This is a genomic window from Agriterribacter sp. (assembly GCF_035445465.1).
GTDB lineage: Bacteria > Bacteroidota > Bacteroidia > Chitinophagales > Chitinophagaceae > Agriterribacter.
This window is the reverse complement of sequence record NZ_DAOMQT010000007.1, coordinates 72,517-97,004: the sequence shown is the minus strand read 5'-3', so window position 1 is coordinate 97,004 and position 24,488 is coordinate 72,517. Positions and strand designations below refer to the sequence as shown.

The following is a 24,488-nucleotide window of genomic DNA, read 5'->3' as shown; positions in this document are numbered from 1 at the left end:
TTTAGTACAATAAATCGGTTAAATAAGATAAAAACAAAGAAATACAAATACCCATACCAGGTCTACAAAGTGCCAGTACAAGCCTACTTTTTCTACCATCTCATAATGTCCCAAACGGGTGAAGCGTCCATTGAGCGTCCAGAAATACATCAATATGTTTAAGAACACCCCAATCGAAACGTGAAACCCATGGAAGCCTGTAATTCCAAAAAAGGAGTTCCCAAAGGCAACCGGTCCTGGTAAGGTAACCTGGTGCCCATTGTGGAATAACCCGGAAACTATTGGCCCAAAATGATTCTCTTTTATGGTTGCACCTATTTCCTGTATTTTCCCGTCAATCAAAACCGGGTGTGTATGCGTAATGAGGTGAGTCCATTCCCAGGCCTGGCAACCCAGAAACAGGAAGCCACCCAAAATTGTCCAGAGCAACCATTTCTCCACACCTTTCTTATTTCTTTTATGCCCTTCGTGTACAGCAAGCACCATTGTAACCGAGCTCATAATCAGGATAAAGGTCATTAAGCTCACAAAAGCCAGCGGCAGGTTAGCATCCCCCATGAGCGGGAATGTATTGAATACATGATTGGGGTCGGGCCAGTAATCATGGCTTACCCGTATAGTGCCGTAAGCAATAAGCAAAGCCCCGAAGGTAAAAGTATCACTCAGCAGGAAAATCCACATCATCAGTTTTCCATAACTTACATTATAAGGGCTTTTACCCCCCGTCCACCATTTATATCCGGCCGGTATGTGTGTTGACATGTAATTGAAATTTTATTATAAATGCTCTGTTTTAGTTGCCAGTTAGTGTAATAAATGAAAAAATACAAAAATGTAAACCCAAAGAATATCTACAAAATGCCAGTAGGTAGCTACTATCTCCACCGGTGTACTATCATAATTGCGTTTCCTTGTACTAAATGCCTTAAAAAAAATAATCAATAAGGCAACTACACCACCCAATACATGCACAATATGCAAACCGGCTATAGCCAGTACAAAGGAATATGCCGGGTTGGAACCAATGCCGGTCATCTTCATTCCCTGCTCCTCAAACTGATAAAAACCGCTCACCTGCAATGCAACGAACAAAACGCCTAAAAGTGCAGTTATCGCAAAGAACAACCTGTATTTAGCCATCTGGTGTCCTTTAAATGCCTTCAGGGCCACCTGTATGGTTACACTACTTACCAGTATCACCAGGGTAGAGTAAGAAAATACAGTTGGCAGTGTAAAGCTTTCCCAGCCCGGCTGGCTGCGTTTTACAATATAAGCGCTGGTAAGCCCCGCAAACATCATAATGATCCCCGCAAGGCCAAGCCACATATTAAACTTGTACGGATGTATCCTCTTTTGCTGTACACTCATCATTTCAATCATTACAACTTGTTTCATTTAATAAAATAAATAGCCCGTTTAGCGCTCAGCCGTCAGCATTCAGCGGTGAGCTATCAGCCTCCTGTATATAGCTCTTAGCCTTTACAAAGCCTGTTATTCATAGCCGGTGTATAGGCTATACGCCCGCCACTTTATCGGCAAGCAGGCTCAGCAGCACCACCGGCAAATAAATATAAGAGCTAAACATTACCCTCCTCGCTGCCTGCACATTCATCTCCCTGTATAAGCGTATGCTTTGCCAAACCATAAATAAATTGGCGACTAATACTATTGCCAGGCTTACCTCTCCGCTCATGTGTATCAGGTAGGGTATTACACCTACCGGTATCATTAAGAGCGAATAGATAATAGCCTGCAGCGCCGAATATTTTGTTGGTCCCGCGTCTGAAGGCATCAGCTTAAACCCTGCTTTACTATAATCCTTATGCGCCACCCATGCAATAGCCCAAAAATGCGGGAACTGCCAAAAAAACTGGATGGCAAACAAAGCCCAGCCACCCGCACTCATTGTATCTGTAGCTGCCACCCAGCCAATAAGACAGGGCAGAGCTCCCGGAATGGCGCCCACCAGTACTGAAACGGAATGCACCTTTTTTAAGGGGGTATATATAAAGCCGTACAGGAACAAGCTGAACAGCCCCAGCATAGCCGCCGTCCAGTTAAACCAGTACCCCACGATCAGTATACCCGCAACACCTGTCACAGCAGCAAAGGCCGAGGCTTCAGAAACACTCATTTTACCATTGGCAACAGGCCGTTTAGCCGTTCGCTTCATCAATGCATCGGTGTCTTTTTCCGTTATCTGGTTAATAGCATTGGCAGATCCTGTAATGAGCAACCCCCCTGTAAATAATAAAAGAACTGACAGAAAATTAAAAGTAATATTCGGCGCCAGTAAATAACTGATCACACATGAAAATACTACCGTAAAACTAAGGGTGAACTTTATCAGCAGCATATAGTCTTTGAGCTTGTCAATTACTACAAAAGAAGCTGAATGCTGCACCCCGTTGTATGTTTCCCTTACTTTCAAAAATCTGTTTTTATCAGCGCAAAGCGCTGCATTACCGCTTTTGTGCTACAATCATTTAATGCCTGGATTCATCTTTCGTTACCGGCTCCGTTTGCGGAATAAAATCTACCCCATCTTTTCCATAATCGTAGGGCCAGCGATGTACCTCAGGAATTTCGCCCGGCCAGTTGCCATGCCCCGGCCTGATAGGCGTTGTCCACTCCAGTGTGTTAGCGCTCCATGGATTTTTGGTAGTTACCTTTCTTCCTTTGAAAATAGAGTAGAAGAAATTAAACAAAAACAACAACTGCACCAGGAAAGACAATATAGCGGCAAAACTGATCACCTGGTTCAGTTCCGTAAACTGCTTGAAGGATTCCCAGTTCGAATAGTCATAATAACGGCGGGGCATACCTGCAAACCCTTCGTAGTGCATGGGCCAGAATATGATGTAGGCGCATGCCAGCGTAATCCAGAAATGGATATAGCCCAGCGTATTATTCATATACCTGCCGTACATTTTGGGGAACCAGTGATAAACGCCCGCAAACATGCCCATAAAGGCGGAAACACCCATTACAATGTGAAAGTGAGCAATAACAAAATAGGTATCGTGCACATGAATATCAAGCGCGGAGTTCCCCACGTATATACCCGTTAAGCCTCCCGATATAAAGGTGCTTACAAACCCTATACAGAACATCATACCCGGGGTAAACCTGATGTTGCCCCGCCATAGTGTAGTAAGCCAGTTAAACACTTTTATAGCAGAGGGTACGGCTATCAGCAGGGTAAGCAGCACAAAAACAGAACCTAAAAACGGATTGAGCCCGGTTACAAACATGTGATGCGCCCATACCAGGAACGACAGCACGGCAATAGCAAATAAAGAGGCCACCATAGCCATATATCCAAAAATGGGTTTCCGGGCATTAATAGACATTACTTCCGACACCAATCCCATGGTAGGTAATATAATGATATACACTTCGGGATGCCCAAGGAACCAAAACAGGTGCTGGTATAATATGGGGCTGCCGCCTTCATTAGGTAAAATTTTACCGGCAATTACGATATCAGACAAATAAAAACTCGTGCCCAGGTGCCGGTCGAACAATAATAAAATAAATCCTGATAACAGAACAGGGAAAGAGAGCAAACCCAATACTGCCGTAAAGAAAAGCGCCCATATGGTTAGGGGTAACCGTGTCATGGTCATTCCCTTGGTACGCATATTAAGGATAGTAGAAATATAGTTAAGCCCCCCAAGCAATTGCGATACAACAAACATCGCCATGCTGATCAGCCACAGATCCATGCCTATTTTAGATCCTATGGAAGCATCTCCCAATGCACTTAACGGAGGATATACCGTCCACCCGCCTGCGGCCGGACCTGTTTGAACAAAGAGGGAAGACATCATGATAATGCTGGCCAACACAAAAAACCAGTAGGACAGCATATTCATGAATGGCGAAGCCATATCCCTTGCGCCTACCTGGAAGGGGATGAGGAAATTGGCAAAAGTGCCGCTCAGCCCTGCCGTAAGCACAAAAAATATTAATATGGTGCCGTGCATGGTGCCCAAAGCATAATAAAATTCGGGCGATATTTTTCCGCCCCTGGCCCAATGTCCAAAAATGTCTTCCAACCAGGGTAAGGTGGCTTCGGGATAGCCTAACTGAATCCTAAACAATACCGACATCAGCCCTCCGATAATCGCCCATATCATTCCTGTTATCAGAAATTGCTTGGCGATCATTTTATGATCCTGGCTGAATACATATTTAGATATAAAAGTTTCGTGATGATGGTGTCCGTCCTGGTGTTCATGCACCCCATGTGAGATAGCACCAGGTTGAATTACAGCTTCGTTACTCATTACAAAAATATTTTACTAATCAACAATTTCATATATTCAAATCAGCATCAATGCGCTTCTGCCTGTGCTACGGCATTTCCCTGCGGTTCTGCTGTATTTACAGCCGCACCGGCTGCAGGAGGAACACCATCGGGATGCGCAGTTAGAAACTGCGGCTTTTGTGTTGCGATCCACTTGTCAAATTCTTCCTGTGTGTCTACCACAATTACGCCTCTCATAGAATAATGCCCAACACCGCACATCTGGTCACAGGCAATTTCGTAAACAAAGTTTTCATTGCCCGTTATTTTTTTCATTTCGGCTGTAGTATACTTCGGTGTAAACCACATGGTAGTAGGCGTGCCGGGCACAGCATCCATCTTCATCCGGAAATGCGGTAACCCCACGTCATGAATAACATCCTGCGAACGAATAATGAGTTTAACGGGCTTATTAACAATTAAATGCATTTCAGACGGATGCAGATCGTCATGATTAGCAGCATCATTCCAATCCTGCCCTAACGGGTTATTTTTTGAAGGGTCTACTAATTTGTAATGCTGGCGCCCCAACACATTATCCTTTCCGGGATAACGGTATTCCCATCCAAACTGGTGCCCTGTAATTTCAACTTCCATTGCTGTTTTCGGCGGATCACCGGTTATTTTAAACCAGTAATACAGTCCAAACGCTACCAATACGGTTAATGCAATGGCCGGCACAGCCGTCCACAATAATTCCAGCTTATTGTTATGCGGGTAATAGTATACTTTTCTTTTTTCAGAAGCCTGGTAGCGGTATGCAAACCAAAAAAGCAGTACCTGGGTAATCACAAATACAAAACCAATGATGGCCAGTGTGATCCACATCATGGTATCAATATTTTCCCCATGATCCGAAGCTGCCGGTACCCCAAGTAATGTTTTCTTATACAAAACTTTATTGCACCACCATGCTGCGGCAAGTCCCATAACCAAAAAAACCAGCATCAAAAATGCATTAATACGGTTATTTTGCTCAAAGGCCTTCTTCTCGCCTTTTAAAACAGATACGTATTCACTGGCTTTTGCTATTTGAAAAATAACAATGAATACTAACAACACTATTAAAATAATAAAATACTCGGTGGAAGTCATTTTATATAAAAATTATTCTTGAATAATCAGCACTTTTCTGCGTCACCCTATGTATGATGAATTAAGCTTTCCTTAAAATACGGATGGTATACAGGTACCAAAGGCGCCTTTGCCAAAGCCCTTCCGGTAAAGAACATCAATAATCCACTAAAAAAAGCCAGCATGCCCCATTCGTACCAGCCCAGGCTAAAATGATCGCCCACAGCACCGGGCATCACCATTTGGTAAAAGTCGAGCCAATGCCCCAGAACAAGCGCTATTGCCATAAATGTCATAATAGCGTAGTTCCGTTTAGATCCCCTGGTCATTAATATGAGTATGGGAGCGATGAAGTTAATGATAAAGTTAAACCAGAATATACCTTTGTATACCCCCTGCAGCCTCGGCTTAAAATAAATCGTTTCTTCAGGAATATTAGCATACCATATGAGCATAAACTGGGAGAACCACAAATAAGCCCAGAATATGGAAAAAGCAAAAATGTATTTGCCAATATCGTGCAGTTGTTCATGGGTAGTATGCTCCAGGTAACCCTGGTTTTTTAAGAAAATAACAAACAGGGCAATCAGCGCCAGGCCTCCCACAAAGCTGCTCATAAAAGTATACCAGCTATACATGGTGGAATACCAATGCGCATCAATGCTCATCAGCCACAACCAGGGAATGGTTGATCCGGTTGTTAATGCAAAAAACACAATAAATATGCCCGCCCAAACGGTATTGTTCCATATATACTTACGGGCTTCTTCGCCGGTTATTTCTCCTGCATCGGCCCGGAGCGATAGCTGTTTGATCTTTCTGCCCACCAATATCCATACGCCCAGTGTTATAACAGTCCATGTAAAAAAGAAAGTGGGATTAAGAAAGCCTTTTTTCCAGCTAAGGATCTTATCGGATGCCACGGCTTCCTTATCAAGCCAGTGATAAATGTGATGCTGATGGCCAGCAACAATGCCAATAAATACGATCAGGGATACTACTGCAAAAACCGGCACTACCGCAGCAATGGCTTCGGGTATCCGTCTGAACGTGGTTTGCCAGCTACTATGCCCGAGTATATTAATGCATATGAAAAACATACAGGCATTGCAGATCATCAAAAAATAAAGGCTGTTTTGCAGCAAACCGGCCCAAAACCGGGTTTTGTCATGCTCATCTTTACTGAGACCAAGGAAGAAAAAACCCGCCAAAAATGCCACCAGGCCAACGGCCAATAAGCCATACGTCCATTTCTTATACCTGGCAGGAGCTTCAAATTGTTGCTTAATCATCCTTCAATGAATTTTTTTATACTTAATCAGTTTTATTTTGCTGCTGCGCTACTATCAGACACAGCGGTAGTTGTTTCTTTTTTTACGCCCTGCTGATCTCTTATGTAATCTATTACCATCCAGCGTTGCTTCGGGTTTAACTGGGAAGCATAACTTCCCATTTTATTTTTCCCGTAAGTAATGGTATAAAAGAGCTGTCCGTCGCCCTGGTTAACAACAGTAGGGTCTAACAGGTTTTTTGGAGCGGCAGGATAAGGTCCGTCCCCATCTTTCCACAACGGTCCGTTACCATCTAATTTTGAACCGTGGCATATGCCGCAATAAATCAAATACAATCTTTCCGCTTCTTTCAGATCGGCCTCATTCAGCGCAGGAAGAGGGTTCTGCACCGTTCTTGCTTTTGCAAAATTGCTGGTATCACCCGCAGCATCTTTTTCGATGCGAAAAGGTAATAACTGATCCCTGGTTATGGTTCCGGCAACGGGGGTACGGTTGGTTTGCCTGTCGGGAAAAATAAAATTCTCCGAATTGGTTTCATACGCTCGGCTATAGGCCATATCGGGCATATACGTAGCACCCGGTTTTTTATTGTTGCTGCAGCTTGCCACAGTCGTTACTACTGCAACAAAAACGCATGCTATTACTGGTATCTTTTTCATCGAAATAAGTTTGTCTTTTTGCATTAAGCCGTAACCATATCCGTTTTCTGGTCAAATAATTTTTTGTCCATGTCGTACCTCCCTAACCACCAGCCGGTTTCCGCCATTTGCACATTTACTTCTTTCGCGCCCGCTGCCGCCAGGAAATTTTCCGCTTCCTGTACATTGGTATTTGAGGTGCACTCAATAACCATCACAAACTGGTCGTCTGTTGCCCCGGGATGAAAATGGTGCTTTTTTACAAAAGGCGCCAACTGGCAGAGATAGCAGAAAGTGAGGGTCATTCCCACGCCGGAAAACAAAACCGTTAACTCAAACATTATAGGTATCCATGCGGCAAGGGAAAAATGGGGTTTACCACCATAGTTCTGCACCCAGTCCATCGTTAAAATCCAGCTAATAAAGCCCAGCGCCGTGGTAAGGCCGGTAAGCGCATATATAAATCCTACCGTATGCAGGCTGGTATCCCTCATGCCAAGCTCCTTATCCAATCCATGCAGGGGGAAAGGAGTATATACATCATGAATCTTATATCCTGCTTTACGCACTTTCCTTACCGCGGGAAACAGTATATCTTCATCATCAAAACATCCTACTACAAATTTTTTTATTGTCATAACCTTAAACCAACGGGTTTTTTAAGGTGAATAAATCTGTGTTCAATATTCCATGTTCCGGGCCGCTACGGTTACGCTGCCCTGCTTTGCCTAATGGTGATGTGTTTTAGCATAAAACTCCTCTGCGCTCAGCTTTTCAATGTCTTCCATTTTGGCTTTATAATTTTCGCCGCTCGTTTTTAAAACATGCTTGATCTCCCAGATAGCAATTACCGGGAAGTATTTTGAGAACAGGAAATAACAGGTAAAGAATAATCCAAAGGTACCCAGGTAAAATCCTATTTCGTAAATACTGGGACGATAATAAAGCGACCAGGAAGACGGAAGATAATCGCGGAAAATGGAGGTAACAATAATTACAAAACGCTCAAACCACATGCCCACATTTACCACCACGCTCATTATAAAGGTGAATTCAATATTTCTTCTCAGTTTTTTAAACCAGAACAACTGCGGGGAAACCACGTTGCAGGTCATCATAATCCAGTAGCTCCAGCCATAAGGTCCGGCAAGGCGATATTTGAAAAAGGCGTCGTACTCGTATACGTTAGCGCCATACCAGGCCATGAACAACTCCGTAAGGTAGGCGCAACCTACTATAGACCCTGTTAGTACTATTACCTTATTCATTGCCTCAATATGCCCGATCGTAATATAATCCTGCAGGTTCATTACCCTGCGGGTGATCAGCATCAGCGTTTGTACCATGGCAAACCCGGAGAACACCGCACCGGCAACGAAATAGGGAGGAAATATGGTAGTATGCCAGCCCGGAACAATGGAGGTGGCAAAGTCGAATGATACAATGGTGTGCACAGACAATACCAGGGGCGTACACAACCCGGCAAGCACTAAGGAAAGACTTTCATGGCGCTGCCAGTGTTTGGTAGAGCCCGTCCATCCAAATGAAGCTATGCCATAGAATAATTTTCTGAACTTGGTTTTAGCACGGTCGCGGAGTGTTGCCACATCGGGTATTAAACCCGAATACCAGAATAACAGCGAAAGCGTAAAGTAGGTTGATATGGCAAATACGTCCCACAATAATGGCGAATTAAAGTTAGGCCATAAGGGGCCACGGGTGTTGGGATAAGGCATTACAAAAAATGCCAGCCACACTCTTCCCATGTGCCAGATAGGAAACTGCCCGGCTGCCATTACCGCAAAAATAGTCATGGCTTCCGCGGCACGGTTTACGCCGGTTCTCCATCCCTGGCGAAACAGTAAAAGGATAGCGGAGATAAGCGTGCCGGCATGACCGATACCGATCCACCATACAAAGTTGGTAATATCCCAGCCCCAGCCAACGGTTTTGCCCAGGTTCCACTGGCCAACGCCGTAAGTTACTTCGCGGTATATTGAATACACGCCAAACAACAGCAAGGCTACTGAAATATACAGTCCGATATACCATAAACGGGTAGGCTTGGTTTCAATAGTATACACAATATCTTCCGTAACCTTGTTATAGGTTTTGTCTCCATCTACCAATGGTTCCCTGACGAAAGATTCGTATTTAGTCAAACTCATTTACTAATTAATTTTATCCTGCAAATCCCTGACAGGAGTTTGTATATTAATGTTGAGCATCCGGCTCTCTTATTATTCTACGTTCAGTATACTTATTTACTTAGTGTTGTGCCTTGCGCGCAGCGGCTCTCTTTTCGGCAAATTCATCTTTAACGCCTACGGGTCTGCCGGTATTCCTGATTTTAGCAAGGTAATTGATATTGGGCAGCACGTGTATGTGCTCCAGGGCATAATACGCACGCTGGTTTTGTTCCTGCGTACGAATCTTATACACCTTGCTTTCTTTATCATTTACGTTACCAAATACAATAGCTCCTGTAGAGCATGCCTGCATACAGGCGGTTTTAACATCCCTGATTACAGCAGGATCCTGCGACTTTTTGGCTTCTAATTTAGCATCCTGTAAACGTTGCACACAAAAGCTGCATTTTTCAATTACCCCGCGGGAACGAATGGTAACATCAGGGTTAAGCACCATGCGGGTAAGGTCTTCATTCATCATCAGCACTGCATCATCCAGTTTGCCTACTCCTTTATGATGCTGATTGTCGGAAAAGCTGTCTGCACCGGTATAATCAGCCCAGTTAAAACGGCGAACTTTAAACGGACAGTTATTGGCACAATAGCGGGTACCGATACAACGGTTATACGCCATCTGGTTTAAGCCTTCCGAGCTATGGTTGGTTGCCGATACCGGGCATACGTTTTCGCAGGGTGCATTATCGCAATGCTGGCAAAGCATCGGCATAAACACCACGTTCAGATTATCTCCCTCCGTATTATCGCGGTAAGAGGCAAAATAACGGTCTATACGGAGCCAGTGCATTTCGTGCGAACGCTTTACTTCATTCTTTCCTACAACGGGTACATTGTTTTCGGCCATACAGGCAATCGTACATGCGCCGCATCCGGTACAGGCATTCAGGTCAATGCTCATTCCCCAATGGGCTCCCGGTGATTCATAAACAGGATATAAGGTGCCTTCGGCCCTGAAATCGCCTGTTTTTTTCGCAAAATCTTCTGCCAGTTCCCCGCGGTACTGCGGAATGGCTTCGGGGTTCTTTTTGAAATCATCGAGCGTATATTCTCTCACCACTTCCACACGGCCTTCATACTGGTTGTGTGTTTGCGTATACGCTATATCGTACGTGTCTTTCGTTTTTTTATAATCCGTTACACCGGTAACATAATACTGGCGCGCACCTCCTTTGGCACTTACCAACGGGTACGCATTGTATCCCACGCCATTGGCTGCACGTCCGGCGCCTTCGCTCCTTCCATATCCTACCGCTACTCCAATTACATTCGGGTGTACGCCGGGTACCGCCAGAATGGGCAATTTCACTTCTTTTCCGTTGATGGTAAATGCCACAACGGGCTTATGAAATTCTACTTCATACTGGTCGTCTAACTTAATGCCCAGCTCGGCTGCCATAGCATAGGAAATAACAGCATAGTTATCCCAGGTAGCTCTTGTAATAGGATCGGGCATTTCCTGTAACCAGGGATTGTTTGCGGCAGCGCCTGTACCCATCGAAACTTTCTGATATAATACCAGCTCCACTTTGCCGGCCGGGCTTCCCCCGCTAAGCTTTGAAGCGGCATCAGCCTCGCCTGCAGCATTATAAGGCGTAGCGGCAAAAGATAATGCAGCCGGCTCTACCACGCCATCCTGCAGCGCTTTGTCAAAAGCACCCTGGCTGCCTAATTTCGTAATCCAGTAATTTTTAAAATAATCTTCGTAATCCGTATCGTTACCGCTCCACTTTAACAGCGAAGTTTGAAAATACCTTGTTTTAAACAGAGGCGCTATAGTAGGCTGAAGCAGGCTGAAGAATCCGGCACGCCCTTCGGCATCTCCCCAGCTTTCGAGGTAGTGATGATGCGGGATGATGTATTTGCATAAACCGGAAGTTTCGTCTGCCCTGTCGCTAAAAGAAACAGAGAGTTTTACCTTCTGAAGTCCTTTGATAAAGTCTGCCGCATTATGATAATTATAAGCCGGGTTAGCTTCATAAATGAACAAAGCGCCCACGCTGCCCGCATTCAGGTCTTTTACCAACTGATCCATCTCACTGTCTGTTCCCCCGCGGGTTAATAACGGATTAGCCCAGTTAATGGTAGTGCCGTTAGCCCCTATAATTTCATTAATGGCATTCACCAGCACCTGTATGTTGGGGTCGTTGCTGCCACATACCACCAGTGCCGCACCTTTATTATTATTGAGCAGGCCTGCAGCGAGATCAATTCCCTTTTTCAGCTTTTCATCGGCTATAGCAGGAGCGCTTACATTGCCGCCCAGCTTAGCCAGCAGGCTGAGCACCACAACGCCTGTTTCCGAAGGAAGGTGGAGATACCTGTCATCGGCATTTGCGCCTGTTAAGCTAAGCAGGCCTTCAAACTGGATGTGCCTGCTCATTTCCGGGTTTTTCTGGTTGATCTTCCGGCCTTCGGCATACTGGCTGGAAAACTCATCCGGACTTAACCATGTGCCCAAAAAGTCGGCATCTAACCCTACAATAACCTTTGCTTTATTAAAATGATAGGTAGGGATAGCCCTTTTGCCGTAAGATATTTCATTGGCCAATAGCAACCCGCTATAGGAAACGGCATCATACTGTACCTGGCGGCTTCCCGGGTATTTTGCCAGGAAATCGCTGATAATTTGCCGGGTAGAAGGAGAATTAAGGGTAGAAGTAAGCAAAACAACCTGCGACCCGGATAATTCACCGGTAATTTTTTTGTCTATTGCTTCAAAAGAAGGAAGCTCTTTTAATTCTTTTTCTGCTATCTCTACAGGATAACGCAGCCTTCCTGTATCATATAAATCGAGCACTGAAGCCTGAACCCTTGCCGATGTACCTTCACCTTTTGAATTAATAAAAGAAAGCGGGTTGCCTTCTAATTTAATAGGGCGACCGTCTCTTACTTTAGCTACAACAGGTACCACATCGCCTTCCGCCACAAAAGTAGTAGCATAATATTGCGCTACGCCGGGTGTTAAATTCTCGGGCTGATTAAGATAGGGAATGCTCTTTACAACAGGTGTTTCGCAGCCCGCAGCTAATGCAGCGGCGGCGGTGCTGAACCCGAGGTACTTCAGGAAGTCCCTGCGCGGCGCTTTGGCATCGAGTATGCCTTTGCCATCTTCCTCAAAGGGCAGATCTTCCTGAAACTCATCTTTTAGCAGTTTCTGATAGCCTTCTGTATTTTTTAGTTCGCCTAAATTTTGCCAGTATTTTTTTTGACTCATACCCAACCCCAAAAGGAGCTTTTAGATTCCGGAATTTACCCGTTTCACTTTATTCCTGCTTACCACTCAACCGGAAATTGTTATTAAATAAATATAGTATACCTCGCTTTTCGAAAATTTATTTACCAGCTCAAATCATGAAATACAGGTTATCCCTGCGTGAATAAAGATTATTATTAATAGTGGCATTTCTGACATTCAATTCCACCGATCATCTCTACGGTTACACTATCAATTTTCTTACTTCTGATGTCATCGTGAAACTTCTCATAAATGCTGTAAAACTTATTGTCAGTGAACTGCACTTTAGTGTCGCGGTGACAATTTACACACCAGCCCATGCTTAAATCGGCAAACTGGTGTACTTCATCCATTTCAGTAATATTACCATGGCAGGTCTGGCATTGCTGCTGACCTACCACTACGTGCTGGGAGTGGTTAAAATAAACGTGATCGGGCAGGTTATGGATACGTTCCCATTCTATAGGCTTACCCTCCCCGGTGTATTGTTGCTTATCAGGATCCCAGCCGGCATAAGTATATAATTTCTGGATCTCTGCGGTTCCATTTACCTCTGAACCATCGGGGCGGAATAACTGCGGTCCCTGCGTATATTCATTAACCGCCATATGGCAGTTCATACACACATTCACGGAAGGTATATTAGCTGATTTTCCTTCCTGGGCACCGCCATGACAATATAAACAACTGATCTGGTTGATCCCCGCATGCACCTTATGAGAATAAAAAATGGGCTGCTCGGGCTCATAGTTCTGATGACGCCCCAATCCAATAGCGCCCTGTATGGTATAATACCCGCCAACTAAAAACAAAACAATGATTCCCAGGGCTATATATAATTTATTCCGGTAAAAGGGAACAGGTTCTGAAGCGTGAATGCCTTCTTTATCGTCCGACATTTTCTTCAGGTTGCTGTTTACCTGTAATAAGGTAAGCGCTATAACCGCCAATATAAGGGTAAGCACACCATATAATAAGGTGTTATCGGTTTGGGGTTCGGGCGCTGCCACTGCTCCGCCGGTTGTTTTAGCGCCTCCACCCGGTCCTGCAGCAAAAGTGGTATTTACATAATCAACAATAGCATCAATTTCCGCTTCGGTCATATCGGGGAAACCCGTCATTAATATACCGTTATGCGAATCTTTTAAACCCTGCGTATAGGGATCACTGGTAATAAAAGCAGCAGGATTGTGGATCCATGCATATAACTTCTTCCTGTCACTCCATGGTCCCCGGTCTTCCATTCCTCCCAATGCGGGACCGGTAGAATTTTTAAAAACATTATGACAGGCAGCACATTTTGCGTTAAAAATAGCTTTACCATCCTGTGCATTAGTTATGGTAACCAGGAAAAAAAGAGAGAAAACAAGGGCTGATCCAAATATTAGTTTCTTTACAACAGTTGATCGGTGGTAGCTCATTATATCCCGGAGTTTGTGTTGAGGTGAACATTCCGTACGCCTGCAAAAATAGGTCAAGACGTTGATAAAATATTAACATTTCCGAAAAAAATTTTCCCTCATCTGGCCTATATTACAGCAGTTTTTCACTACGGCTTATAAATTTTTGTCATGTTTTTGTAAGTTCGTCTATGCATCACATTTAGATTATCTCAAATATTGCTATTTCCTTCTTTTTCATGATCTTGCAGGCGATCATGCTAAAGCGGCTTCAACAAAAATGGGGGGTAAGCGGCTCACAGTTTATAATCATCCTGTGCGTATTTGCTATAACCGGTACCAGCACGGCGTGGATTACCAAAGTAATAACTGCCTGGGTGGGATTTACGGATGACACTTTCTGGTTGTGGAAACTCCTGCTCCGGCTGGCCATGCTTATATTTGGCTACCAGGCTATTTTATTGATGGTTGCATTTCTTTTCGGACAGTTCCCTTTTTTTTGGAGGTATGAAAAGAAAATTTTGAAATGGATGGGAATAAAGGTGGAAGGGGTAAGGCAGAAGGCAGAAGGGGGCAATCAGCAATTTCAAATCTCAAATCTCAAATCTCAAATGGTTCGTATCGCCATTTTTGCGTCCGGCGCAGGCAGCAATGCACAGCAGATCATTAACCATTTCCGCAGGCACCCCTCCATTGCTGTAGCTTTAATAGCAAGCAACAAACCCACCGCAGGCGTATTAGATATTGCTGAAAAAGAAAACATTCCCTCCGTAATAATTGAAAAAGAACGTTTTTTCCGTGGAGACAGTTATATCAATGAATTGAAGTCCAAAAATATCCAATGGATCATCCTTGCCGGTTTTTTATGGAAGGTGCCCGTATCGCTTATAAAGGCTTTCCCCGGCAGGATCATTAATATACACCCTGCCCTGTTGCCCAAATATGGCGGAAAAGGCATGTATGGCCATTTTGTACATGAGGCCGTAATTGCCGCTAAAGAAAAAGAAAGCGGCATTACCATACACTATGTAGATGAGCAATTTGATCATGGCAAACCTGTTTTGCAGGCTACCTGCCCGGTAACGGATACGGATACGCCCGAAACCCTGGCAAAAAAAATACAGGTGCTGGAGCATAAGCATTACCCGGAAGTGATAGCACAGCTAATAAATACCAATGTGGGAATGTGAGAATATATCCCCGGGTAAAAGCGCAGTCCCTCCTTAGCCCATTATCAAATAAAAACTAAATCCTACATTTATCATATCAATCCTCCCCATTTATTACCCCGTAATTAAAGCACAATGAAGCCATCAAAAATATCACGGCGGAATTTTTTAGGAAATGCCTCCCTTGGTGCAGGCGCCTTCGGGCTTCCCGGTTATTTTTCAGAGGCCGAAAGTATAAAATCCGGGGACAGTGTTCCGCGGCAAGTAAATATTGGAACGGTTTCAATCATGGATATTGCTGCTTCCGATACACCGGATATGATACAAAAAGTGCTGGGCATCATGGACAATATTGTTCCGTATAAACCAGACATTATCTGCCTGCCGGAAATTTTTGCTTATGCCAATATAGCCAATCATCATTACCAGCTTAAAGATGTGGCCGAAAAGGTTCCCGGCGCCGTTGTTACTTCTTTCCTCAATTTTGCGCGTACGCATAATTGTTATGTGATTTGCCCTACTTACTCCCTTCATGAAGGAAACATATACATTTCGGCAGCACTAATCAACCGGCAGGGGAAAGTAGCGGGTGAATATTATAAAATGCGGCCGGCAGAAAGTGAACTGAAAATGGGCATAACACCGGGGAAAGGTAACCCGCCTGTTTTCGAAACCGATTTTGGCAAAATCGGGATACAGATCTGCTTCGACATCAAATATGATGAGGGCTGGAATGCTTTAAAAGACAAAGGAGCACAAATCATTTTCTGGCCTTCCGCTTATGCAGGCGGGCAGGAAATAAGCAGCAGGGCCTGGCGCCACCAGGTGTATATTGTAACAAGCACACAAAAAGATACCAGTAAAATTTGCGACATCACCGGTGAAACGATTGCTCAAACCGGCCGATGGCAGCGAAACTGGATCTGCGCGCCTGTAAATCTTGAAAAAGCTTTTATTCCTACGTGGCCTGCAGTAAGCCGGTTCCCGGATATTCAAAAAAAGTATGGACCAAAGCTCCGGCTTACTACTTTTAGCGAGGAGGAATGGACCATTATGGAAAGTATTGATGCCGGGTTGAAGATTGCTGATGTGCTGAAGGAATTTAACCTTAAATCAATGCATGAAACTTTGAAGGAACTTTCTGCAGCGCATGAAAATGCAGGAAAGAAAACATAGTGCGGAAAATTAGTAGCAGGTTTGTTCGGACAGATCAATACTTTCTGCAAGCCTGATATAATATGTTTCCCGTTTATCATAGCTGGCTAAAATTTGTTCCTGAATGTATATGGCGCGTATAATGGATGACAATAAAAGAGGCAAATAACCTGCTTAATGTAAAATGATTTACTTTGGCATAATCAATGCAAATAGATTGACTATGACAAATTTAAAAAATACATATTTTTTACTGTTAATAGATATCCGAAGCTCTACAGAACTACCTCCTAATGAATAAAGAATTCAGTGCACTGGCTATTATTTTTGGCGCTAAAGAATTTGTTCGAAAAGAAGAGATCAAAGCTAATCCGGCATACTATCTTTTAGGAACATTGATCAATTTCGGAATAGCACTCATAATGGTGGAGATAGTACAAGAGATATTAAAAATGATTTTCCCTGGTAATTAACATCTTCTTCATTCAGAACAGGTTTTTCGACAAATACGGTTGCATTTTTCATTCGTTTTAATTGTATATTTATATACAGCGCATTTTCATCTTTCACCACCTAACCGCTAACCATCATGCACCAAAAATTATTGTTGCTGGCCTGCTCAGCCATTATCTGTGAACATGCATTTTGCTGGGGTTTTTATGCCCATAAAGAAATCAACCATCATGCGGTATTCCTGCTGCCACCCGCTATGATGGTGTTTTACAAGCCCCATATTGATTTTTTAACGGAACATGCCGTTGACCCCGACAAGAGAAGATATATGGTAACGGCGGAAGGTCCCCGCCATTATATTGATCTGAACCGCTATGGCGTCTACCCGTTTAACGCTCTGCCCCGCGCCTGGTACAGTGCCGTGGAGAAATACGGGGAAGATACCCTCATGGCGCATGGCATTGTTCCCTGGTGGATCCATATCATGCTGCAGCGGCTAACCAAAGCCTTCAGCGAAAAAAATTATCCGGCAATCCTTAAGCTATCTACTGAAATCGGGCACTACATAGCCGATGCCCATGTGCCCCTGCATGCCCATAGCAATTATAACGGCCAGCAAACCGGACAGCAGGGTATTCACGGCTTCTGGGAAAGCAGGATCCCCGAACTGCTGGCAAAAAATGAATTTGATTATTTCATAGGTAAGGCGCAATACCTCGCCAATCCACAACAATTCATGTGGCAAAGGGTGCTGGAAAGCGCCGCCGCGGCAGATACCGTTTTATCGGCTGAAAAAAAACTCACCCAACAATTTTCACCCGATCTGAAATATGCCTTTGAAGAAAGGAATGGCATGGTTATCCGCCAGTACGCTTCCGGCTTTACCATTGCCTATAACGAGCGCCTGCAGGGCATGGTAGAACGCCGGATGCGCCAGTCTATTTTTGCGGTGGCCTCATTCTGGTATACGGCATGGAGCAATGCCGGGCAGCCGGAATTGCAGCCACCGGCCAATATCGGCTTTTCGGAAACAGACAAAAAAGACTTTGAAGCATTAGACCGCATATGGAAAACTGCTGAAGCAATGGGCAGAACTTGCGGGAATTGACGTATATTTGGCGCCCTCAACGAATGCAAAGTCCAATATGAATTGGGTTTTTCAATTTTTCAATTGTACGCAATGATACACAACTTTAATGCCGGGCCCAGTATTTTACCCCGGCAGGTGTTTGAACAGGCCGGCAGGGCTATTCTTGATTTTAACGATACCGGGCTTTCTATCCTTGAAATCGGGCACCGCACCCCACTTTTTCAGGCAGTGCTGGATGAAGCCATCGCATTGGTGAAGGAATTAATGCAGTTAGACAGTGATCACGAGGTTTTATTTTTACATGGCGGCGCCACCACCCAGTTCTTCCAGGTGCCTATGAACCTGCTGAATGATGACGAAACCGCAGCTTACCTCGACTGCGGCGTTTGGGGAAGCAAACCTATAAAAGAGGCCAAACTTTTCGGCAATGTAAATGTTGTGGCTTCTTCAAAAGACAGAGGTTATACCTATATACCCCGCGATTTTGAAATACCTGCTGGTTCAGCTTATTTTCATTACACTACCAATAATACCATAGAAGGAACGCAAATGCATTTTGTGCCGCAAACCACTGTGCCATTGGTAGCCGATATGAGCAGCGATATTTTAAGCCGGGTAATGGACTTCAACCGGTTTGCCCTGATCTATGCCGGGGCTCAAAAAAATATAGGTGCGGCCGGGGTAAATATGGTAGTGGTTAACAAAAATATCCTGGGCCGGGTAAAAAGGCTATTACCCTCTATGATGGATTACCGTAAGCATATCGAAAACGGCTCCATGCTCAATACCCCGCCGGTATTTGCTATATATGTTTGCATGCTCACCCTCCGCTGGTTAAAGGAACAGGGAGGCGTAGCCGCTATTGAAAAAGTGAACAATGAAAAAGCAGCATTGCTCTACGATACATTAGACAGCATTCCTGTTTTTAAACCCACCGTTGATAAAGCCGACCGCAGCAATATGAATGTGGTATTTGTAATGGAAAACCCCGAACTGGAAAAGTCATTCCTCGACCTGTGCAAAAAAGAAGGCATGGTGGGAGTGAAAGGCCATCGCAGCGTTGGCGGGTTCAGGGTCTCTTTATACAATGCCCTACCGCTTAGCAGCTTAAAGGCATTGGTTGAAGTAATGCAATATTTCGCGTTAAAACACGCCTGATCAAAAACATATTCTAACACATTATTCATTATCATGGCAACGATCGTTCCATTTACCGCATTGCGTCCGCAGGCACAGTATGCCAAACAGGTGGCATCGCAACCTTACGACGTGCTGAACAGCAAAGAAGCAAAGGAGGAAGCACAGGGCAATCCCAATTCTTTTCTGCATATTACTAAAGCAGAGATTGACCTGCCGGAAGATACGGACGTGCATGACAAAGAAGTGTATGAAAAAGCAAAGGATAACCTTGATGCTTTTATACAACGTGAAGTACTGTTCCGTGAAAACAAGCCCTGCTATTATATTTACCGGCTGGTAATGAATGATAAAAGCCAGACCGGGCTGGTTTGCGCTTCTTCTGTTGATGATTATGAAAACGACATCATCAGGAAACATGAGTTTACCCGGCCGGAAAAAGAGCAGGACCGCATCAACCATATATCCGTTACCGGCGCCCAAACCGGCAATGTATTTTTAGCGTATAAAAATGTGGCTGAAATAGATGCGCTGATCGAAAAATGGCAGGCGGATAAAAAACCCGTATATGACTTTGTAGCAGATGATGGCATTGGTCATACCATTTGGGTGATCAACGACGACAAGACCATTGCCGCTATTACACAAGCTTTCTCCGAAAAGGTAGAAAGCACCTACATTGCCGACGGACACCACCGTGCAGCAAGCGCGGCCAAAGTGCGGATCACCGCTGCCGGCGATACCGAAGGCGCCAATTATTTTCTGACCACTTTATTTCCCGCCTCACAGTTGCGGATATTAGATTATAACCGGGTGGTAAAAGACCTGAACGGGTTAAATGCAGCAACCTTTCTGCAGCGCATAGCCGAAAGCTTTGCTATTGAAATCAGCGATTCGGCCGTTGCCCCGCAGCAGCTTCATGATTTTGGGATGTATACGGGCGGTAGTTGGTATAAGCTAACCGCAAAGCCCGGTACTTATACCGGTGATCCGGTAGGTGTATTGGATGTAACCATTTTGCAGAACAACCTTTTGGACCCCATACTGGGTATTAAAGACCAGCGTACGGATAAACGCATAGATTTTGTAGGTGGTATAAGAGGGCTGACAGAGCTGGAAAAGAGGGTAAACAGCGGCGAGATGCAGGTAGCTTTCAGCCTGTACCCGGTAAGCATTCAGCAACTGTTTGACATTGCCGACAGCGGCATGGTAATGCCTCCCAAAAGCACCTGGTTTGAACCCAAGCTGAGGGATGGCTTGCTCACACATTTGATTGACTAAGTGAGGTGCAGGGTACTGGTTGCAGGTTGCAAGGAACTGTTGCGGACAGGTTGTTCAGCTTTTGTACTACCGGCCAGTTATATTCTTTAGCTTGTCATGCTGAGGAACGAAGCATCTGTATATACTTTGGCTCCTGGTGCTTACATCTTCCTGCACTCCTCATTGCTGACCGCTGACAGCCCCTTCGGATCTATTCCTGTCATTAGCAGCAAATTAATTCTGCGTCTTCTCAGCTGTACGCAGTCTCCAGACTTCGTACTTACTATGTTCTCCGGAGACTTTTTCTCCGCCATACATAATATCTTATTCACCATACATTATACCCGTGCCCGCTCGGTGAAAGGGTAAGTTTTTTATTTGCATTAGGTTTCCGGGACGAAGTCCCGACAGAACATAAATGATACAAAGTCGGAGACTTGCGTATAGCAAGATTGCCATAAGAGGACAGGCCGGCATATCCCATATCATCTGCCACCACAAAAATAATATTGGGCTTGTTTTGCGCAGATAATATACTGCTGAAAAAAACAAGCATTGCCAGTAGAACGGAAGCACGTTTTAGTAGGATTTATTTACCGTATTATTAAATATATAATGATTTAAAGATACTATAATCAACCCTTGTTTTACTTCAAAACTGCTGCTACACGTTTTCAAATGTTCACAATATTTTTATTATTGCAGGCAGTATCTTTACCGTCATGAAAAAAATTACGCTTTTACTGGTATACAGCCTCTTTGCCATAGCTGCTTTCGCACAGCATAATGCCGATACCCTGCAGCAAACGGGCCGCGATTATATGCGTAAAGGCGATTGGGGAAATGCCATCATGGTATTTAACCGCGCCCTGCAGCAAAAGCCCAACGACATCAGCCTGCTCAACGACATTGCCTACACTTACTTTTTGCAACGCGATTTTGCTAAAGCGCTCGAAACCATAAAGCCTGTGGTAGAAAGAGATGGGGCTGATGTGCAGAGTTTCCAGATTGCCGGCACGGCATACCGTGCTATAGAAGAATTAAAAGAAGGCGCCAGAATATATACCAGAGGCCTGAAAAAATTCCCTAACAGTGGTGTGCTCTACAGCGAATATGGTGAACTGCTGTGGCAGAAAAAAGATTATGCCGCCATCACACAGTGGGAAAAAGGTATTTCAGTTGATCCTAATTACGCCGGCAACTATTATAATGCCAGCCGCTATTATTATTTTACTACCGATAAGGTATGGAGTCTTATTTACGGAGAGATATTCATTAACCTCGAAAGCTACACCATCAGAACAGCAGAGATAAAAAATATCCTGTACGATGGATATAAAAAGCTATTCGCCGGCTCCGACCTGCTAAAAAATTACGACAATAAAAAGAAAAACGCATTTGAGAAAGCCTTTCTTACTTCAATGAATAGTCAATCGCCTTTGGCAGCAACCGGAATCGATCCTGGCAAACTGATGGCTATAAGAACAGGGTTCATCAAACACTGGTTCGAAACAAATGCCACCAGATTCCCTTTCCGTTTGTTTGGTTACCATAAGCAACTGTTAGAATTGAATATGTATGAAGCGTATAACCAGTGGATATTCGGCGCTGCCATTCAAGCGGATGATTATCAAACATGGATAGAGAACAATCCTGATGCTTACAACACGTTCAATAACTTCCAGCGGGGAAGAGTTTTTAAATTACCAAAGGGTGAATACTATCAAAATAGATAAGCTTTCTTTTTTGTTTATTGTTTTTTGCCTAAATTGAACCAAAGCACAAACAACGATTGTTATGATTCAACCCCTGCGACTATTTGATTGTTTAGATTACCAGTTAGAAAAATTTCCCAAGCATGACATGCTTGTGGCAAAGGAAAACGGACAGTGGCGGCCCTACAGCACTGCGGAAGTAAAACAAACTTCGCTGCAGTTAGCAGCCGGACTGCTGACGCTGGGCGTGTCGGGCAATGATATGACTACTGAAAACCGGGATAAGATCGCGATCATTTCCAACAACCGGCCCGAATGGCTGATCACCGATATGGCCGTACAGCAAACGGGCGCTATACTGGTTCCCATCTACCCCACTACCAATCCGCTCGAAATTGAATTCATCTTTAACGATGCCGCTGTAAAATATGTATTTGTGAGCAGTGAAGAACTGCTGCAAAAGCTGCAGGACATCCGTTCCAAAATACCTACGGTAAAAGATATTTTCACCTTCAACCCTGTTAACGGCGCCAGGCACTGGTCGGAAGTGTTGGATAAGTGTACCGATGCGGGATTAGCTGAAATAGAAACCGTAAAAACTAAAATCAAAAAAGACGACCTGGCTACCATTATTTATACTTCCGGCACAACCGGAACCCCAAAGGGTGTAATGCTAAGTCATGACAACATTGTTCAAAACGTTTTTTTATCCAAAGAATGTTTTCCTTTCGATGATCAGCCGCAATACAAAGCGCTGAGCTTTCTGCCCCTGAACCACATTTTTGAAAAAATGGTGAGCTATATCTATCTGTTCAGCGGCATAGGTATTTATTACGCCGAAAGCCTGGAAACCATTGGCGCCAATTTACAGGAAGTAAAGCCCGATGTATTTACCACCGTTCCCCGTTTGCTCGAAAAAGTATATGAACGCATTATGGGCAAAGGAGCGGAATTAAAGGGCATTAAACGGCAGCTTTTTTTCTGGGCCGTTGATGTGGGAAAAAAGTACGACAACCTTATTGATGGCGGCTTTTTATATAACCTCAAACTATCCGTTGCCAATAAATTAATTTTCAGCAAATGGCGGGAAGCGCTGGGCGGAAATATCAAATATATTATTACCGGCGGGGCGGCATGCCAGGAGCGGCTGATCCGCATATTTAACGCGGCTCAAATACCATTGTATGAAGGCTATGGCCCTACAGAGAATTCTCCCGTTATTTCCGTTAACCGGCGCGAACCGGGAGGGATGAAGTTTGGAACCGTTGGCCCGCCCGTTAAAGGGATGGAAGTAAAGCTGATGGATGACGGGGAGATATGCGTAAAAGGCCCGTCTGTGATGGTGGGCTATTACAAACGCCCCGATCTTACCGCGGAGGCTATTATTGAGGGCTGGCTGCATACCGGCGATATCGGCGTATTTGAGGATAACAAATTTTTGCGCATCACCGACCGCAAGAAAGAATTGTTCAAAACCAGCGGTGGTAAATACGTGGCGCCTTCCGCTATTGAAAACAAACTGAAAGAATCGCGTTTTATTGAACAGGTGATAGTGGTAGGCGCCGGGCAAAAATTTGTAGGCGCGCTCATCGTTCCGTCATTTGTCAATTTAAAAGACTGGTGTGAAAAGAACGGCGTTTCTTTTCAATCCAACGAAAGTATCATTAAAGACCCGGCGGTAATAGCGCATTACAAAGAAATTGTGGAACAGCTCAATCAAAACTTCAACCACGTGGAGCAGGTAAAGCGGTTTGAGCTGCTGCCGCGCGAATGGAGCGTGGAATCGGGGGAAGTTACCCCCAAGCTCAGCCTGAAACGAAAAGTAATCATGGAAAAATATAAAGACGCTATAGAAAGGATATACGGTAACGGAGGGGTAATATAGAAGGGTTGTAACTTATTCCTTTAGAATAAAAAAATGAATAATACAAATAAAACAACTGCTATTGAAGTAGTGGAAGAAATAATGAACAGGGACAACTTCAGCAGGTGGCTGGGCATAAAGGTGCTTCAAGCGGGAGAGGGATATAGCAAAATACAAATGGAAATACGCGATGAAATGCTGAATGGATTAGGAATCGTGCATGGCGGCATTCCCTTTTCGTTGGCAGACAGCGCCTTCGCTTTCGCATGCAACAGCCGTAACAATCTTTCTGTAGCATGGGATACTTCCATCACTTTTACCAAACCTTCCAAACTGTGGGATGTATTAACCGCTGAAGCCAAAGAGCTGCATAACGGCAAAAGCACGGGACTATACATCGTTACCATCACCAACCAGCGTAATGAGCAGGTAGCCCTGTTTAAAGGCACCTGCTTCAGAACGACTAAGCCATTGATCTGACCAAAGC

Annotated in this window: 20 protein-coding genes; 9 read left to right on the top strand and 11 right to left on the bottom strand. The window is 44.4% G+C overall.

Annotated elements, in window-relative coordinates; all coding sequences use genetic code 11:
• Positions 1-18 precede the first annotated feature (18 nt).
• The 11 genes from PLE34_RS05930 to PLE34_RS05880 all read right to left on the bottom strand — a co-directional run bounded on the left by PLE34_RS05930 (position 19) and on the right by PLE34_RS05880 (position 14,179).
• Positions 19-762: a cytochrome c oxidase subunit 3 gene (locus PLE34_RS05930; protein ID WP_324554898.1), complete on the bottom strand. Its 744-nt coding sequence runs from the start codon at positions 760-762 to the stop codon at positions 19-21.
• A gap of 42 nt (positions 763-804) precedes the next feature.
• A complete protein-coding gene (locus tag PLE34_RS05925) occupies positions 805-1,395 on the bottom strand; it encodes a cytochrome c oxidase subunit 3 (protein WP_324554895.1) in 591 nt (196 codons plus the stop codon).
• 118 nt (positions 1,396-1,513) lie between these two features.
• Positions 1,514-2,431: a heme o synthase gene (gene cyoE / locus PLE34_RS05920; protein ID WP_324554893.1), complete on the bottom strand. Its 918-nt coding sequence runs from the start codon at positions 2,429-2,431 to the stop codon at positions 1,514-1,516.
• A 55-nt stretch (positions 2,432-2,486) separates the two neighbouring features.
• Positions 2,487-4,292, bottom strand: coding sequence for a cytochrome c oxidase subunit I (locus PLE34_RS05915; protein ID WP_324554891.1), 1,806 nt, complete (start codon positions 4,290-4,292; stop codon positions 2,487-2,489).
• A gap of 47 nt (positions 4,293-4,339) precedes the next feature.
• Complete coding sequence (locus PLE34_RS05910) at positions 4,340-5,407, bottom strand: cytochrome c oxidase subunit II (RefSeq protein ID WP_324554889.1); 1,068 nt, start codon at positions 5,405-5,407, stop codon at positions 4,340-4,342.
• Positions 5,408-5,454: 47 nt separating this feature from the next.
• Positions 5,455-6,678 carry a quinol:cytochrome C oxidoreductase gene (locus PLE34_RS05905; protein ID WP_324554887.1) on the bottom strand — a complete coding sequence of 408 codons (1,224 nt, stop codon included), beginning with the start codon at positions 6,676-6,678 and terminating at the stop codon, positions 5,455-5,457.
• Positions 6,679-6,710: 32 nt separating this feature from the next.
• Positions 6,711-7,337, bottom strand: coding sequence for a c-type cytochrome (locus PLE34_RS05900; RefSeq protein ID WP_324554886.1), 627 nt, complete (start codon positions 7,335-7,337; stop codon positions 6,711-6,713).
• A gap of 23 nt (positions 7,338-7,360) precedes the next feature.
• On the bottom strand, positions 7,361-7,954 hold the full coding sequence (locus PLE34_RS05895; RefSeq protein WP_324554883.1) for a DUF3341 domain-containing protein: 594 nt from the start codon (positions 7,952-7,954) through the stop codon (positions 7,361-7,363).
• A 90-nt stretch (positions 7,955-8,044) separates the two neighbouring features.
• On the bottom strand, positions 8,045-9,484 hold the full coding sequence (nrfD, locus tag PLE34_RS05890) for an NrfD/PsrC family molybdoenzyme membrane anchor subunit (RefSeq protein WP_324554881.1): 1,440 nt from the start codon (positions 9,482-9,484) through the stop codon (positions 8,045-8,047).
• 100 nt (positions 9,485-9,584) lie between these two features.
• On the bottom strand, positions 9,585-12,737 hold the full coding sequence (locus PLE34_RS05885) for a TAT-variant-translocated molybdopterin oxidoreductase (protein WP_324554879.1): 3,153 nt from the start codon (positions 12,735-12,737) through the stop codon (positions 9,585-9,587).
• 176 nt (positions 12,738-12,913) lie between these two features.
• Complete coding sequence (locus PLE34_RS05880) at positions 12,914-14,179, bottom strand: c-type cytochrome (RefSeq protein ID WP_324554877.1); 1,266 nt, start codon at positions 14,177-14,179, stop codon at positions 12,914-12,916.
• Between the two features lie 236 nt (positions 14,180-14,415).
• Between PLE34_RS05880 and purN the strand changes: the two genes are divergently transcribed.
• From purN to paaI, 9 genes are all read left to right on the top strand, one after another.
• Positions 14,416-15,348 (top strand): phosphoribosylglycinamide formyltransferase, encoded by a 933-nt coding sequence (purN, locus tag PLE34_RS05875; protein WP_324554875.1) that lies wholly within the window; start codon positions 14,416-14,418, stop codon positions 15,346-15,348.
• 114 nt (positions 15,349-15,462) lie between these two features.
• Positions 15,463-16,503, top strand: coding sequence for a carbon-nitrogen hydrolase family protein (locus PLE34_RS05870; RefSeq protein ID WP_324554873.1), 1,041 nt, complete (start codon positions 15,463-15,465; stop codon positions 16,501-16,503).
• A gap of 272 nt (positions 16,504-16,775) precedes the next feature.
• Entirely contained in the window at positions 16,776-16,955 is a 180-nt protein-coding gene (locus tag PLE34_RS05865; protein ID WP_324554872.1) for a hypothetical protein, read from the top strand.
• A 116-nt stretch (positions 16,956-17,071) separates the two neighbouring features.
• Positions 17,072-18,043, top strand: coding sequence for a zinc dependent phospholipase C family protein (locus PLE34_RS05860; RefSeq protein WP_324554870.1), 972 nt, complete (start codon positions 17,072-17,074; stop codon positions 18,041-18,043).
• A gap of 72 nt (positions 18,044-18,115) precedes the next feature.
• Positions 18,116-19,183: a 3-phosphoserine/phosphohydroxythreonine transaminase gene (gene serC / locus PLE34_RS05855; RefSeq protein ID WP_324554868.1), complete on the top strand. Its 1,068-nt coding sequence runs from the start codon at positions 18,116-18,118 to the stop codon at positions 19,181-19,183.
• A 33-nt stretch (positions 19,184-19,216) separates the two neighbouring features.
• The gene (locus PLE34_RS05850) at positions 19,217-20,443 is read left to right on the top strand and encodes a DUF1015 domain-containing protein (protein ID WP_324554866.1); all 1,227 of its coding nucleotides are present in this window, start codon (positions 19,217-19,219) and stop codon (positions 20,441-20,443) included.
• A gap of 701 nt (positions 20,444-21,144) precedes the next feature.
• The gene (locus PLE34_RS05845; protein WP_324554864.1) at positions 21,145-22,158 is read left to right on the top strand and encodes a tetratricopeptide repeat protein; all 1,014 of its coding nucleotides are present in this window, start codon (positions 21,145-21,147) and stop codon (positions 22,156-22,158) included.
• A gap of 61 nt (positions 22,159-22,219) precedes the next feature.
• Positions 22,220-24,022: an AMP-dependent synthetase/ligase gene (locus tag PLE34_RS05840; RefSeq protein WP_324554862.1), complete on the top strand. Its 1,803-nt coding sequence runs from the start codon at positions 22,220-22,222 to the stop codon at positions 24,020-24,022.
• Between the two features lie 33 nt (positions 24,023-24,055).
• Positions 24,056-24,481, top strand: a complete 426-nt coding sequence (gene paaI / locus PLE34_RS05835) for a hydroxyphenylacetyl-CoA thioesterase PaaI (RefSeq protein WP_324554860.1) — start codon at positions 24,056-24,058, stop codon at positions 24,479-24,481.
• Positions 24,482-24,488: the final 7 nt, after the last annotated feature.